This window comes from Streptacidiphilus sp. MAP5-3, assembly GCF_041262505.1.
Taxonomy (GTDB): Bacteria; Actinomycetota; Actinomycetes; order Streptomycetales; family Streptomycetaceae; genus Streptacidiphilus.
Genome location: NZ_JBGCCL010000003.1, coordinates 101,362 through 117,333, shown reverse-complemented (window position 1 = coordinate 117,333; position 15,972 = coordinate 101,362). Strand labels below are relative to the sequence as shown.

Genomic DNA, 15,972 nt, shown 5'->3' with positions numbered 1-15,972 from the left:
GACGAGCTACCAGATCCAAGGCCCTGGGATCAGTGATCGCCTTCTCCTGCACCTGGATCGTCATCCAGCCCAGACTCTGGATTGACTGCCCCCAACGGCTGACTGCGCATCCACCGGAGCACAACATTAGGGGCCGTCCCGGGGCCATTCTGTTCCCTCTGACTATCAAGGAAAGCGTCATCAATGACCGTTCCGTCGATGAATCCGCTGTCCTTTTCATTCACATCGTCTGCCGCCGAGCCGGCGAAATGCTTGAATGCTGTCAGGCAACCAGCACTGCATATCTTTACGGTTGAATAGGCGGCGCGCACCCGTGTGATCACACCACCCAACCCGTCTATCTGAGCTTGGGTGTCCTCCCGGAAGGCTGCGGCGGCGCCCTCTGCATGGCCCTTCAGAACAGAAGGATCTGCCTTGTATACCGGAATGCCCAGCTCGTCTAGTGCTGCCTGAAGATTAGGTGCACTCTTGAGTCCCGCCTTGCTCACAAAACCAACCACTCTCGGAACTACGGAGGTTCCATCACTTACGTCAACAAGCGAGAAGACCATCGTGAAGTTCCCCCTGGCCCAGCCGCTGGTGTTGTTGTAGTAGTCCGCAAATGCCGACATCGCACCTTCGTACTGTTCCCATGCGGCGATTTCCGGCGCATTCCCGCTCTGAGGATTGAGGAGGAGGGAGCGAATCGGGACAGGGTTATTGACCCGCACCAGGCGATAGGTCTCCGGATCGAAACCATATTCTTCGGTGAGGCTCTGGAGATGTTCCCTGTTCTGTTGATCGACTTCCGCGCCCGTGCCGTTAGCGCCAGTCTCAGGGTCATAGAACCGAAGACCGGTTGGGTCACTGTCCGTCGCGGGGTTGCCGCCAGCGTAGCTGTAGCCGTTGAGCTGTTGAGGGCTGGTGGTTTCCAGGATGGGGTCGTCGCTGATGAAGCGACCGAGGGTGGGGTCGTACTTGCGTGCACCGATGTCGGTGTAGCCGGTGTTGGTGTCCTGGGGTTTGTCGAGGAAGCCTCGGGTGGGGTCGTTCCAGGCGGTGCCGTTGGCGTTGGCTCGGGGCGCGCCATAGGGAGTGAACTCCTGGCGGGCGACCTTTTGGGTGGTGGCGTCCATCTCCAGGGTGGCGGTGCCGTGGGGATCGGTGAACTCGTAGTCAACTAGCTGGGTGCTGCCCAGGGAGGAGCGGATTGCTACGGGGTTACCGGTGCCGCCGTTGGTGTAGGAGCGCACAGCTCCGGTCAAGGTGGCGGGGGTGACTGCGCTGTCGATGACGATCTCGGTGTCACCAGCGAACAGCGTGGTCTGGCCGGGGTCGCGCCGGATCAGTTCGTTCCCGTTGGCGTCGTAGACGTAGTTGGTCTTGGCGGTGGTGGTGCCCGTCGTGTCGACGTTGTCCACCTCGGACAGCTGGCCCTGGTCGTTGAAGGTGAGCTTCTGGCCGCTGCCGGTGGTGGGGGTACGTGTGGCCAGGTTGCCGTCGGCGTCGTAGGTGAAGGTGGTGGGGGTTGTGCCGCCGGTGGTGGATGTAAGTGTGTGCGGCTGGGTCCCCGTGGGGGTGCAGTTGCTGGTGCAGCCGTTGATGTAGTTGGTGGTGGTCCCGGTGCCGGTGGTGGTGCTGTAGTCGGTCTCGGTCTGGCGATCTCCGACGGCGTCGTAGCTGTACGCCTGCCAGTAGCTGCCCGTACCGGTCGCCAGGTCGCCACCAGTGCCGGCGGCCGGAGCGGTAGCGCAGTTGCCGTTGGCTGTCCAGGCGGTGGTGAGCCGGTCGAGGGCGTCGTAGCTGTAACACTGCTGATCGGTGACCGTGTTGCCGGTTTCGGACTGGGCGTCAGTGTCCGAGGTCAGGTTCCCGGCTGCGTCGTAGGTGTAGTTGGTGTTGTCAACGGCTGGCCCGGGGGCTTGCGTCCGCGAAATCAGCGCGTTGGTCAATTGGCGGGTCTGGTCGTCGTAGCTGTAGGTGGCGTAGGCGGGGTTACTGGTGGTGCCGTACGTGACCTTGGAGGGCTGGCCGAAGTTGGTGTAGACGGTCGCGCCGATGTAGGTGTCGGAGTTGGAGGAGGTGACGGTTGGGTTGCCCAGGGCGTCGCGCTGGTAGCTGATCTTCTCGCTGGACAGGTAGCCCGCGCTGGGGTCGGACTGGGTGGCCAAGAGTTGGTCGTTGGCTGTGTAGGTGTAGGTGGTGGTGTAACTGGTCGGGAGCGGCGCCTCGGAGGCGGGCAGGGTGATCTTCGAACCAAGCGGCTTGCCCAGGTTGGTGTAGCCGGTGGTGGCCACGGTGTAGCCACCACTCACGCCTGGGGAATAGCTGGTGGACGAGGTCAGCTGGCCGATCTGCAGCGTGTCGTACAACCAAGAGCTGAACTCGAAGCCGGTTGCTTTGTCGGTCCCGGTCAGCTTTCGGCCCAATAGGTCGTATGTGTAGTCCAGTTCGATGCCTCGAGCATCCGTGCTGGAGACTTGGTTGCCAGCGTCGTCGAAGGCGAAGTTGGTGGTACCGGTGTCCGGGTCGGACTGTGAGGTCTCGTTACCGAGAAGGTCGTAGCCGAAGGCCCACTTGGAGTTGTCCGGCCCAGTCATTCCGATTTGTTTGCCGGCAGCGTTATAGCTGTAGGCGGTTGCCTTTGCAGTGCCGTTGGTGGCGGAGTAGCCCGTGGTGGCGGATCCGCTGATGGTGGGCCAGGTGGTGTACTGGTCTAGCTCGGTGGTTTGCCCCCGAGCGTTGGTCTTGGTCGTGGTGGCGACCGAACCCATGGGCTGGGTGGCGCTCAGTACACCGTTCACGTAAGGGACTGTGGGCAGGACTGTGGTGGCGTCACCGGTGTAGACGGTCCGGGTGGACCACGTGGGAACGCTGTCGTGCTCCTCGGTCACCTCGGTCGCTCGGCCGAGACCGTCATGGTCGGTAACCGTGGTATCCGGCATCGACAATGCAGACACTGACACGAGGGTGTTGCTCGGGGTGGTCTCGACGTCGTAGGAGTTGTCGGTCGAGACCGTCCAGCCGTGCGAGTCGTACTGGGTGTCGGAGACCAGGATGTAGCCGTTTTCCGCGGTGGTCTGTGTCTGGATCGGCTTTTCAAGCGCGTCGTAGAGTGTCTCACTCGTCCCGTATGTCCCGTTGTCCAGCAGCGTGTTGGTCGCCGTCACGGTGGGGCCGGTCTGAGAGACCGTGTAGCTGTAGGTCAGGTTCGCGGGGGCAGCTGCCGACTGGCTCTCGTCCGGTTCCCAGACTGAAGTCAGTCGGCCAAGACCGTCGTAGACAAGTGTTGTCTTCAACCCAGCCGCGCTCACCTTCGCCACCGGCTGGGCTCGGGCCGGGTCCACTGTCGCACTGCTCACCTGACAGGCCGCGGTCGACGTGGTGGTCGTGGTCAGTGCCGGACAGGCGGTGCCCGGTGCGGCCTGGACGTCGATCGCCACACTGGTCGGCAGGCCCCCGGAGGCGGGGGTATACAGGGTCTGGGTTGTCTGGGCGAGGCTCGTCTGGTTCGGTGCCTTCGAATCGGGAGTCCGAGTGGTTGAGACGACCCTTCCGTAGGAGTCGTAGGAAGTATTGGACTCCGTGACGAACGCAGTCGTCGTCGCACCGCTCGAGGCGGATGCCTTCTGTACCTCAGTCGCGTTGCCGACCGTGGGCAGGGTGCACGTCGTGCCACACGTTGCATCGGTGGCGAAGGCGTTGCCGTCGTAGGACGTGCGAGTGTCCGAGACCAGACTGCCGCTCGCCGTAGCTCCAGCTGTGCTGCAGTCCTGGTCTGTGACGACTGTCTCGGCGGTCAGCGCTAGCACCGCCGTGGGGTTGCTGAGATAGCTGATGAATGTGCAGTTGGGGATGTTGCTGATCTCGCCACGGTCATCGCTCTGCACGACCATGCCGGTGGTGTTCTGGCCGAGCGTGGTGTTGTAGAAGGTGTCGGTCTCGGTGACACGCCAGCCGTAGGAGACGGCCTGACGGGTGACGGTCTTCGCGGTACGGACCATGTTCGCGGTCAAGTCCGGCAAGCCGGACAGCGACTGCGAGGCGGTTGGGCCGATGATCATCGGCACAATGACAACGGCCTTGTTCACCGTGTTGCTGGTGGCGTTGGTATAGGTGTCGGTCTCGAACAGCTGCCCATTCAGGGCGTTACTGTCGGTAACACTGATGCTCCCGTCCTGGCTTGTCAGATTCGGCACACTGCGAGTCTTGCCGCCAGGCAGAGTGTCGCCGTTCATGCCCTGGAAGTAGTACGCCTTGGTCAGGGTCTGCTGGTCGTAGACCTTCTCAGACCCGTTCATGTGGAACACCGTCGGGTCACCGGTCGTGGTGTCGACCTCTGCGTATCCGCGGAACTGGCCCCAGGTGCGGTACTTGGCCTTGACGACCGGGTTGTCGTCGTAGTGCCATGCCGGGGTCTTGTACGAGTACGCAGTGACCGTCTCGGGGAAGGTCCCGTCTGCGTACCTGTTGTTCAAGTCGGCGCTGGTCACCGATGCCACGGTGTGTAGATAGAACCAGTCCATCATCGGTGCCGGCTGCCCGGTTGGGGTCCAGTACACCGGGAAGCAGGAGAGAGTATTCGTCGACGCGAAGCTCTGCGCGGCAGCGTCTGTCGGATCGTTGGGGTCGGATGCAGGGGCGCTGGAGCAGTCCGGGGTGTTGTAGGTGATCGTGGTCTGTGCGCCGGTCTCGCTGACGATGGTCCCGATGCGGTTGTGGTACATGGACGGCATTCCCGGGATGGTGCCAACACGGTTTGGCAGTTGGTCCGGGCTGAAAGTAACGGTCAGCTTCGGGGAGGCAGCGGCAGTGCCCCCAAGGGTGTCCAGGCCTTGGTGCGTGATGCTGTCCAACCACAGGGTTGGGGCGTTGTCGCCGTTGGTGGGGAAGGACTGACTAAGGGTGTACTGGTCGACCTGGTGGGTTGCCCCTCCGGACTGGATCTGTGTGGTGATCTGGGTCAGCATTCTGCGGGACCAGAACGAGGGTCCGTGGTTGGTGCAGGACGCGCCCGAGGCGCAGTTCAGGTCGACGGGGACGTCGGGCCAGGCGGCTGCGTTGGCCACGGTGAACTGCGAGTCTGCGCAGGTGTCCGTGGACGTGGGTTGGCCAGGGATGCAGCGCTCTGCGGTGGCGTAGACGATCTGCTCCGGCGCTGTGGCGGAGTAGATGGTCGAGGAGGTCATGCCGTAGTCGATCCGCGACAGGGTTCCGCCGCGTGTGTACGCCACGCCGGTGTTGGCCATGTCGGCGCCGTAGTAGTTGGTCTCCGGGGTGTAGTAGTACGCCATCGCGTTGCCATGGGTGTCGACCACGTAGTCCAGGTTGAGTCGCCACGGTAGGACGCACGAGGTCGACCCGAAGGTGGCGGAGGAGGGGCATGCAGAGACGCCCGAGTGGGCCTCGTACACCGGCACCGTCCACGCCGACTGCGTTGCGGCGTCACCTGACGCCCACCCTGGCAGGTGGTTCAGGCCGAAGAAGTACTGGATCCCGTCCTCTGTGACCTTGAAGTACTCGCCGTCCGCTGTACCGTTGCTGGCGCCGGTCAGCATCTCGACCTTGGTGGTGGCCGAGTCCTGGGCCAACCTGAATGTCCCGTCGTCGTCGACGATCGGCGTCGAGGTTCCGTTGAGTGACAGTGTCAGCTGTTGTCCGTCCCAGCACTCATCACCGTCACCCGTCGGCGCTCCGGCCGTCGAGTTGTCCGAACAGGACTCGTAGGTCCGTTCCACATAGTTGCTGTTAGAGTCCCAGCCGTCACCGATCCAGGAGGACTGGTCATTCGTCCCCTCGGTCCGCGCGTCCTGTGAGGACGAGCTGTAGGACAGGTTCACCTGCGGGGCAAGGCCACCGACTGCTGGCGGTGCCTGGATCGGGTAGGAGTACGTGAACCCGCCTGTGTTGCCCGACTCAGACCAGGTGCCACCCGGGGAGAGGCTGGTGGCACTGTAAGTGCCCGATGAGCCGGAGACCCCGGAGGTGGCCGCCACAACCACCAGCGGCGACGCGGTCGCTGTGGCGCCCGATGGCATCGGTGCCGAGGACACGGCCCCAGTCTTAGCTACCGGGGTGGAACCGACTGCGGAGGTGGGGAGGGTGACCTGGGTCGACAGTTGGCCGGGGGCAGTGGATTCCAGCGGGGTCTGCTTCTGACAGGCGGCCACAGAGGGTGCGGTCAGTGCACATGCCGGGAGCTCAACGAGGTGCAGCCTCGAGGCGTAGTCACCGCCGTAGGCGAACTCGAACGACGAGGGGTCGACTCTGACCCCCACCGTTCCACCGGTGCCCTGTGTGTGAAGGGTCATCAAGAGTCCGTGTACTCCGACTGCGGTGGCTGCGGCCTGACTGGTGACCGAGACTTTCACCTGGCCGGCGGCGCCGGACTTCACCGGGGTCAGCCAGACCGGGAGGTTCCCGGCTTGATGACCGCTTGCAGCCGTCTCGGCGGTCGGCGCCTTGGCGGGGGCGGAACCTCTCACCGACGAGGCATCCGCCGCGACGGGCGGCGCCAGGGTGACGTTGGCGCTGCCGGCAGCCGGGAGCGACGTGTGGCCAGTGGGGCTGAACTCCTTTGGAGGGTTGGGCTTGGGAGTTGCCCTGGGGGTGGCATGGGTGAACGGGATGGTCTTGTCCTTGGGCGCAGCCGGTGCCGCGAAGTGTGGCTTGTCGACCGTGGTCGCAACCGCAGTGCCCGATGGAGCCAGCGCGGTCAATGCCAGCGCGCCGACGGCCGCCAGCGCGGGTCCGCGCAGGGCCCACCGCGTCCCGGTTCTCTTTCGACCCCAGCCCGTTATTCGCACCATGGTGCGCACCCCTCCCGATACGCACCCGGCCCCAGAGGGCATACGGGCGCACTCCAGCCGCGCCATGGTGATCCACGGCGCTTGCCGATGATCACCGTAGGGCCCAGCAGTTGCTTCGGAAAGCAAAGAGAACGTCAAATCGCCGCATACGAAGCCTTGCTGACGATGCGCATGTCACGACAACACATCAGAATTCGGCAAATCGCGCTCAGTACCACTGCGACCCTCCATGGACCGCCACGACTTGCTCCGCCCACAATGCGTGGCGGCGCGGAACCCAAATTGGGGACTGCGAATCCACTGAAAGGGCGCATTCCACCGCGATGACCACAAAGCTTCGAGCGCTGAGACCAGGAGCCGCGGCTGTCGCCGCGCTTGCGGCCACCGCCGCTCTGATCCAGTCAGCACCCGCGCAGGCGGCGGCGCTGGCACCCCAGAGCTCAACTGTCCCCTCCGCATCGGCCTCGGCAACGGGCACGCCTGCCAAGCACGCGCCGATGGGACACACCTCTCGCAGCGTCCTCGACCAGGCGGCGCACGACGACAACGCCAGCGATCCGGCATCACAAGCGTTGCGGCAGGCCGCCACCACCGGCAAGCCGGTGACCATCAACTCGCTGACCAACACCGGCACCCTGGTGCAGGCGAACCCGGATGGCACGCTGACCCGCACCCTGTCGTCGATGCCCCAACGGGTAGAGCAGAACAGCGCCTGGGTACCGATCAACACCACCCTGAGCGAGAAGAACGGTCTGCTCGCGCCAGCTGCAACGGCCACTACCGTGAGTTTCTCCCCGGGTGGCACGAACACGATGGCCACTTTGGGCGCCGGTGCGGACACCCTCAGCTTCACCTGGCCCACAGCCCTGCCCACCCCGGTGATCACCGGGAGTACAGCCATCTATCCCGACGTCTTCCCGCATGTGGACCTGCAGCTGACGGCCAACGCCTCCGGCTACAGCTCCATCCTGATCCTCAAAGCCCCGGCTGCGGCCGACGATCCGCAACTCAAGGATCTGTCCCTGGGCACCACCACCAAGAACGTCACCCTCAGCACCACCCCCGACGGCGGCACCGAGGCCGTGGACAGCGCGACCAAGCAGGTCGTCTTCCACAGCGACACCGCCCTCATGTGGGACAGCAGTAACACCGGGGCGGCACCCTCCACCCCAGCAATCCCGGCCTCTGGCGCCATCAGTGGAGTCGGAGCCTCGGCAGACCTTGCCCAGCTGACCGGCACCGCGCGCGTCACCGCGGCGAAGTCGGAACTCCAATCCGGCCAGCGGGTCGGCGCCCACCAGGCGAAGCTCGGAGTGACGCTCCAGAAGGGACGCCAGTTCCTCACTCTCAACAAGGCACTGCTTTCCGCCAAATCCACGAAGTACCCCGTCTTCGTCGACCCGGAATGGACCGGGCACCCGTCTCAGCTGGACTGGGCCCGCATTTCCGACAATGGAGACAACGTCTACAACTCGACCTCGAACAGTGGGGACGCCAACGCCCGCGAGGGCTGGGACAACAACAGCCCCGGCAACGGCGAACGCGCCCGCACCTACTACCAGATGAACACCAGCTTCATCGACAGCGCCACCATCACCGGCGCGACCCTGTCGGTCGTGCAACTGTCAGCGGCCTCCTGCTCCCTCACCCCAGCGACTGTGTACGGGACCACCTACCCCGGCGGCTGGAACTCCGGCTCTCTGTACTGGGGTCATGAACCAACCGTTCAAACAGGCGAGTTGGGTACGCCCCCCACAAGTGAAGAAGCCGGCGTCTGCCCAGTGACGAACGGCACCGGCTCCTATGTCAGCCCGCCCGACCTCAGCTTCAACGTCACCTCGCGCGTTCAGTCTGCCGCGAGGGGCGACTGGAGCAGCATGACGCTGATGGTGGAGTCGGTGAACATGAACGACGCCACCCAGTGGAAGGAACTCGGCTACGGGGGCGGCGCCACCCTGTCGATCACCTATAGCTTCCCGCCTCAGCTCACCAGCGGGACCGGTGTCCCCAAGCTGACCCCGGTGGCAGCCGACTTCGGCCAGACCGTCACCTGGACCCATACCCCGACGCTGTCCGCGACTGCCTTCGAACACGCCGGCGACCCGGACCTGCTCCGGATGGACTACCACGTGTACAACTCCGCTGGCACTCAGGTCGCTGCGGGGCTGGGCCCGTCCAGCGGCTACAACGCCCACGGCAGTCCATACACCACCTCGTCGCTGCCAGACGGTACCTACACGTGGAAGGCCACGGCCGAGAACGCCTCGGGGCTCTGGGTGGGTACGGGTGCGGGCATCTGGACGCCAACCCAGAAGTTCACGATCAACACCTCCTCGCCGACACCGCCCACCGTTTCCTCACCTCAGTTTCCGGCCGGCCAGATCGGGGCCAGCTACGGCACGAGCGGGTCGTTCACCTTCAACAACGACCGTTCCAACACCGTCGTGGGCTACATGTTCTCGCTCGGCGGTGACCTTTCGAACACTGCCTACACCACCAGCGTCCCGAAGCTCACCAGTGCGACCGCGATCGCTGCGAACACCACCTACTTCGCGTCCGCCGACAACGCCAACGGCACCGGGACTGGAGTCAGCAACGGCATTGCGACGGTCCCCATCAAGGTGCCTAACGACGGCCCGAACACCCTGTACGTCAAGGCCGTGAACAACGCCGGCACCACCTCCGCCGAGGCTTCGTACCTCTTCTACGCCGGGACCTCGGCACCGGTGTACGCGTACGGCGACAAGATGATCAACGGGTTCACCGCGACCAACAACGACAACACCATCACGACAGTCCCGGCCGCGACCACCACAAGCACGGGTGGCCACCTGATCACTCAGAATTCTGTCGCCGGCGTCACCTGGGCCGACGGCGCGCAGGGCATGCTGGCCAACAACAACACGGCCAAGACCACGGTCGCCTCCGGGGACACGGCTGTCTTCTCCTTCGACATCCCGGCCACCGGCTCCTGGGACATCGGTGCCAACCTGACCAAAGCCACCGACTACGGCGACTACAACCTCACACTTGACGCAGGCGGCACCAACCCAGCGCTGCTGACCCCCACACCCTTCGACGCCTACAGCCCCTTCGTCACCACCCAGTACGAGGACTTCGGCTTCCCCGAGGACGCCAGTGACAACCCGATCATCCTCACCCAGGGCGCCCACACCCTGACGGTGACCCTCACCGGGAAGGACGCCGGCTCGACCGGCTACCAAGCCGGCATCGACGTACTTCGGCTCGCGCCCGAGCTGACCTGCACCATCAGCGACACCTCCGGGTGCCGCAACAACACCGCGTTCAGCACCTACACCGCCAGCCCGGCAAAGGTGACTACCGCCGACGCGGACGGGTACGGCTACAGCTTCAACGAGCCAGACCTGGCCGTGACCGGTTGGCCCACAAACAGCGGGGTGAGCAGCCCCTACGGCAGCGGCACCAGCGGCAACATCACCGTGGACGGCGCCTCGATCACCTTGCCCAACCTCGGCACCGGCAAGTACGACAACATGCTCGCCTCCGGGCAGACTGTTTCCGTACCCACCACGGGTGTCGTCAACACTGGCGACGCGCTCGTCTTCCTCGCGTTCGCGACGGACGGCATGGCACCCCAGGCCACCGGCAACATCTTCTACCAAGCCGACAAGAGCTGTGCGAGCAGCCAGGGCTACACCCTGGACACCGTCCCGGACTGGGCGACCGGTCCTGCGAGCCAAGCCCTGATCACGCTGCCCCACCGCAATGCCGCCAGCAACAACTCCGAGAGCAACACCCCAGAACACATCTACGCCATCAGCATTCCGCTGGCCTGCCCTGGAGTCCCCGTCACCAGCATCAGCCTGCCGACGTGGTCCGACGGTGTCGAGGGAGACATCAACTCCATCCACATCCTGGGAATGGGCATCCGCCCGACTTCCAGCACCTGGGACAGCGGCGGGAACCTCACCACACACTTCACCGGCACCTGGGAGGCCGTCAACGACACCCCGGCAGTCACCACCTCATCCGGGGCGAGCGTTACCGTGAGCGACCAAACGCTGCGCATCCCCGCGCACCTCAGCATCGGGACCGACACCGGCAATCTCGTACGGATCCGCCTCTCCAACGCGGACGGCACCGGTCCAGTCACCATCAACACGGCCAGCATCGCATTGCAGGACCCCACAGCAGGCGGCGCCAACACCACCGGCACGATCATGCCCCTCACCTTCGGTGGCAGCGCGAGCGTCACGCTCGACGCCGGTACTGACGCCGTCAGTGACCCGGTCACCCTCGCCGTGGCCTCACAGTCCACGGCGCTGGTCAGCCTCGACATCAACGGCAACATGTCCCAGATGGCGGGTCACGCAGCCTCCCAGTCACCTCTCTACATCAGCGCGGCCGGCAGCGGCGACGTCACACTGAACTCAGGAAGCTCGTACACCGCTACCTCCGTCACCGGAGTGCCCTACCTGAGCGGAATCGACGTCTCCACCGCCGCCAGTGGAGTCGGAGCGCTTGTCCTCTACGGGGACCAGACCGTGAACTCCGACACCGCAGCCAGTGACGGGCAGAGCCACCTCAGCGACGACATCGCCCGCGCCATGGTCGCTAGCAGCACCGGTGACGGGCAGGTCGACTACGGCATCCTCAACGGTGGCACCAACAGCTCGAGCGCTGGCAACAACCTGCTCCCAGGAGCCAACGCCCCCAGTCCCACCAACGCGTTCGGCCCGGTGGACCGAGCTGTACTGGAACAGGCGAACGTCCGAACCGTCCTGATCTCCACCGGCACCAGCGACTTGCTCGCCTGTCCCACCACCCAGACGTACGCCGCCTGTGCCGACAGTGTGGAGGCCAAGCTCTCCCAACTCGCCTCGGAGATCAGCGCCTACTACAACGACGACAGCGAGAACCCGAGTTCACCAGCGACGCAGCAGGCAATCACCGTCTACATCGCAACCATCCCCCCGTCAGCCACACCACTGACCGGAATCCGGGAGCAGGCCCGCGAACAGATCAACACCGACCTGCTTAGCTTGACGACCTCCGCGGTCTGCGGCAGTGCCGCACCCGGCTCCAACCTCGGTGCGGACGGCGTCATCGACTTCGCCTCCGCTGTGTCCAGCGACGGCAGCGCCACCGACGCCACCAGCAACACCGTCAAAGCCGCCGACCTTTCGGGGACAAGCCCCGACAACCAGTACTACGTCGATCTGGCCAACGCCTACGAGAACGATGTCACCACGGTCAACTCGGCCGGCAGCAACTGCATGGTAGGCGTCAACCCCAACTAACAAACCCATAAGCGGAACCGGACGGAATCGATAGGGCGGGAAGGGAGAGTGCCGTGCCGTCCAAGCAGGCGTCGCGGCCCTCCCCATCCCGTCACCTCACCCGCACCGTAGGGGGCCAACGGCCCCGACTCGAGCGGGACTGAAGTCTCTCGCGGTCATCTCCGACGCGGGCCTGTCCAGCAAGGACGGCGGGCAGATGGTCGAACTCGACGAACTCCTCTGTCGCATCGGCGATGACGCCGACGGTCACCTGGCGTTCCAGGGATCCTTCCCAATCCACAGCCTCACAGAAGGGAGGGCAACCCACCGTGGTGATCAGCCCCGACGGCCCCGGCCAGACCCCCCAGCCCCGCCGAGGTGGCGGCATCATCGCGCTGGCCGTGCTGAGCGGCGTATGGCCGGACAACCACACTTCGCAGATCCTACTCACCGCCTGGGTCCTGGCACAGCGGTGACGGGCGCACGCGAGTGGCGGCAGGCTGCGCCGGGAGACAGAGGGACACTGATCGCACTGGCCCCCTGGGCACGCTGTTGTGGGCAGGCGCCCGCTGCTGGCACGCGTGGAAAGCCCTGCGGCGCTGACCCGACGCCCGCAAGCGCCCGTTCCCGTCCAGCGCGGCCGGGGACGGGCGCGGCACGGTACGGGCTGTTCCTGGCGGTACGCCATGCAAGTGCCTAGGCGGGCGTGTTCCGGCGGGAGCCATTGGCGAGCGGCGGGCGGCTCCGCTCACGACGCCACCGACCTTGGCGATGCGCTCGTAGATCGCCCGTCGGTCGTGGCCAGCCAGAAAATCCCGCTTGGCGACCGCCCGTGGAGCGCGAGCTCCTCGAAGACGCCTCTACATCCTCGGCGCCACCCACGACCCGCGGCCCAGCCGCTGATCGAGCCGTTCCTCCGCCACCCCAACCACCGTTGGAGGGCCCCACCCACAACTCTTGACTATTGCTCATCCCGTACCCCGCCAAACCCACTACTCCGAGTCGCCCGGCGTCAGCGGAGCGATACGCTGGATCACGCTTGGGGTGGGACGAACCGACACAAGGGGCTTGCGTGCAACGTGATCTGACGAGGGCTACGTTCCTCTTCGTCTCCTTCGCCTTGCTCGGAGCACTGACAAGCTGCGCTCCCGGCAGCTCCCCATCGGCCAGTGAGGACGCTGCCGCCCCCTCCCCCACGCCGACCCTGAAGAGCTTCGATCCGCCAACCCGGTTCAGCACGACCGGGGTCCACCTACCCGACGCTGTCTCGGACGGGAAGGTCACGCTCGGCGGTAAGGTCGTCGGCTCACTCCCCGTAGTGCTCAAGGGGACAACCGCCTACATCGCCGCAGCCGACAGCATGCAGGTCGTCGACACGCGCAGCGGTCGCGGGCTCCTCACCGTGGCACCCAGCTACGCCTCCACCGTCTCCAACGACACCGGCGTGAACGAGAGTCCGATCCAAGCCCCAGGCCTCACGGTCGTGGACGGCAAGACCTTGGCGATCACACCGTTCGCCGTATCGGTCCCCGGCCACGGAACATCATCCGGATATGACGCCGTCCAGATCGTCGCGGTCGACACAACGCTCAACCAGCAAGCATGGACTGCGACCTTTCCCGACATCCCGGGGTCGGCCTGGGGTGAGTCGGGGATGGGCCTGGCCGTCACACTGCTCGGAGTTGACGGCACCATCGCCGTCATCAGTGTGACCACCGAGGACCACTCATCCGTCTATGCCTTCGACCTCTCCGCGCGCAAACTGGTCTGGCAGCAGGACAACTTCATGGCCATGACGCTCGCTGCCGGCAACGTGATCGGCAGTGGCGGAGCATCCGCCTCCAGCTCCTACACCCGCCAGCAGGTCACCGCGCTCAACATCAGCACCGGCCACCAGAGCTGGAGCGCGCTCGACGTCTACGGCCTACAGGCCTCCACCGCCAGTCCGACCCTGGTCGCGATCGCCGCCAACGACTACAACAGCGGCGACAGCTTCTTCAAACTGCTCAATGCGACAACCGGGGCCACCGTCCAGACCTGGAGCAGTGATGGGACAGACACAACGACCTGCACCTTCGACGACATCGACACCACCGTCTGCAGCGGCAGCTCGACCGTCCTCGCCATCAACCCCACGACCGGCGCGACCCTGTGGCAGCTCCCGGACGCCGCGACCAACCGCATCGCCCCCACCGTGACCGACGTCTGGCACGGCCTGATCTACGGCACCACTCCCAACGGACCGGTCGTCCTTGACGCCAAGACGGGCAAGGACCGAAACGACACCCCCGGTGTAGCCCCCAGCCTCGTCGACAGCAACGTCGCCCTTGCCTTGGACCCCGCCGGCACGGACAACTCCATCCACGCCTACGCCGCCATCGGCTAATCGATGGAAGGTTCCCACCAGCGTGCTGGTGGAGTCGGTCACCCTCCGTATTCGCGGAGAAGGCTGTTCATGTGTCGGATCCGCTGGACGGCGTCTTCTTGCAGCGGATCGGGATTGAAGTGCATGAGATCGTTCCGGATCTTCCGTATGGCGTCGATCCGCTCGACGAACGCCTTCCGGTCCAATGGCCATCCGAGCTTGCTCCAGGCATCCGCATTCCTGAAGACGCTCTGGTAGTGACCGATGGACAGATCGTCAAAGGAGCCGATCCTCGCCGCTTGGCCTTCCTCGCACAGAGACTTGACGTGATCCAGAGTGAAGTTCTTGACGATGATGCTGCGGAGCAGCCGATCGAACTCGCCGACGAGGAAGAACGGCGTCGCCATCGCTCCGTACTCGATTGCCACGTCGATCGCAGTCACGATCCCGGAGACCTTGTTGGTCGGATCCCGGACGATCACGAAGCCTGACTTGGCCAGTAGCGGCAGGACGTCGATCAGGTGCCGGTCGTAGGGGACCTCGTCTGCAGGGATGATCGCGTCCGAGAAGGGCGCCGCAGGGTCAGCATGTCGTGCCTTGGCAATCGACTTCCAGGTGACCGCGCCCTTGACGGTCCGCACGCCGTCCATCACTGGAAGCTGCGAGTAGTCGTCCATGGACATCTTGGTGATGGCCTCTTCGAAGGACGACGCCGAGGTGACTGAGACGACGGTGCTGAACGCCGAACGAAGGTTGCCTACAACCAAGCTGGTCACCGGCTCGATGTCGTCGTCGTCCGATATGGGTTCGGCCGGTTCCGATATGGAGTTGGTCGAGAGCGTCTCTTCAAGGATCTCGTCCTCCTGTTCGATGGTGACGAGCTGCACGCTCGTGTCGATGTGCACAGCATCGAAGTCAGGAGCGGTGGTGAGACTGTGATTGGCCAGCTCGGCGACAATCTGTTGGCTGATCAGGTAGCCGCGCCGCTGGGCATCCCACCACCCCAAAAGCTCGCGGACTGTGAGCGACATCGGGTGGCCAGCTTCCGCCGCCTCCCTCGCCTGCTTGAGTCGCTCATGGCGCCGAAGCGGGACCGAGCCGGAGGAATCGCCCTCGCTGGGCGCGGCAGAGTCAGCTGCTGTGTCAAGGAGCCTCTGTCGCAAAGTGTCCAACACAGTGCCGCCAGGCAGGCACCAGGCATGCCATCCGTCGAACGTGCCACCACCAACCGCTGCCGCTGCTGCACGCGACGGGGACCTGAACAGCCTGCCTCCTGGAAGCTCCAGTCGGCCGTCGGGTGTGACCACGGCTGTGTGACTGGTACCGATCCTGACCCGCTCGAACTTCAGTGTCGTTCCTGGTTCGAGCAGGCCGGTCTCAACAAGATCCGCGACGGTGACCCGACGTCCTTCGTACGAGTAGCTGGCTCGCCCGATGGTGTAGCCCACCATGGAGCCGGACTCGAAGTCGTCTTCGGAGTATACGTCGGTCACGTCGCCCTGATCCTCCATGCGCTCACGGGTTGTCAGAAGAAAACGATGTCATGTTCGAAGCTGTG

Annotated in this window: 5 protein-coding genes; 3 read left to right on the top strand and 2 right to left on the bottom strand. The window is 64.8% G+C overall.

The window, feature by feature from the left end:
- Positions 1–29: 29 nt before the first annotated feature.
- Positions 30–6,788: an RHS repeat-associated core domain-containing protein gene (locus ABH928_RS06875; RefSeq protein WP_370063782.1), complete on the bottom strand. Its 6,759-nt coding sequence runs from the start codon at positions 6,786–6,788 to the stop codon at positions 30–32.
- Between the two features lie 497 nt (positions 6,789–7,285).
- Here ABH928_RS06875 and ABH928_RS06870 point away from each other — a divergent pair, with 497 nt between their 5' ends.
- The 3 genes from ABH928_RS06870 to ABH928_RS06860 all read left to right on the top strand — a co-directional run bounded on the left by ABH928_RS06870 (position 7,286) and on the right by ABH928_RS06860 (position 14,435).
- Positions 7,286–12,070, top strand: a complete 4,785-nt coding sequence (locus ABH928_RS06870) for a hypothetical protein (RefSeq protein ID WP_370063180.1) — start codon at positions 7,286–7,288, stop codon at positions 12,068–12,070.
- Between the two features lie 308 nt (positions 12,071–12,378).
- Complete coding sequence (locus ABH928_RS06865; protein WP_370063178.1) at positions 12,379–12,525, top strand: hypothetical protein; 147 nt, start codon at positions 12,379–12,381, stop codon at positions 12,523–12,525.
- Positions 12,526–13,367: 842 nt separating this feature from the next.
- Complete coding sequence (locus tag ABH928_RS06860) at positions 13,368–14,435, top strand: hypothetical protein (protein WP_370063176.1); 1,068 nt, start codon at positions 13,368–13,370, stop codon at positions 14,433–14,435.
- A 38-nt stretch (positions 14,436–14,473) separates the two neighbouring features.
- Here ABH928_RS06860 and ABH928_RS06855 read toward each other — a convergent pair whose 3' ends face one another.
- Positions 14,474–15,907, bottom strand: a complete 1,434-nt coding sequence (locus ABH928_RS06855; RefSeq protein WP_370063174.1) for a CBS domain-containing protein — start codon at positions 15,905–15,907, stop codon at positions 14,474–14,476.
- Between the last annotated feature and the right edge of the window lie 65 nt (positions 15,908–15,972).

What these genes read in the sequence shown, in the direction of transcription:
- ABH928_RS06875 (WP_370063782.1), bottom strand. Translation starts at nt 6,788, where the DNA reads ATGGTGCGAATAACGGGCTGGGGTCGAAAGAGAACCGGGACGCGGTGG.
- ABH928_RS06870 (WP_370063180.1), top strand. Translation starts at nt 7,286, where the DNA reads ATGGGACACACCTCTCGCAGCGTCCTCGACCAGGCGGCGCACGACGAC.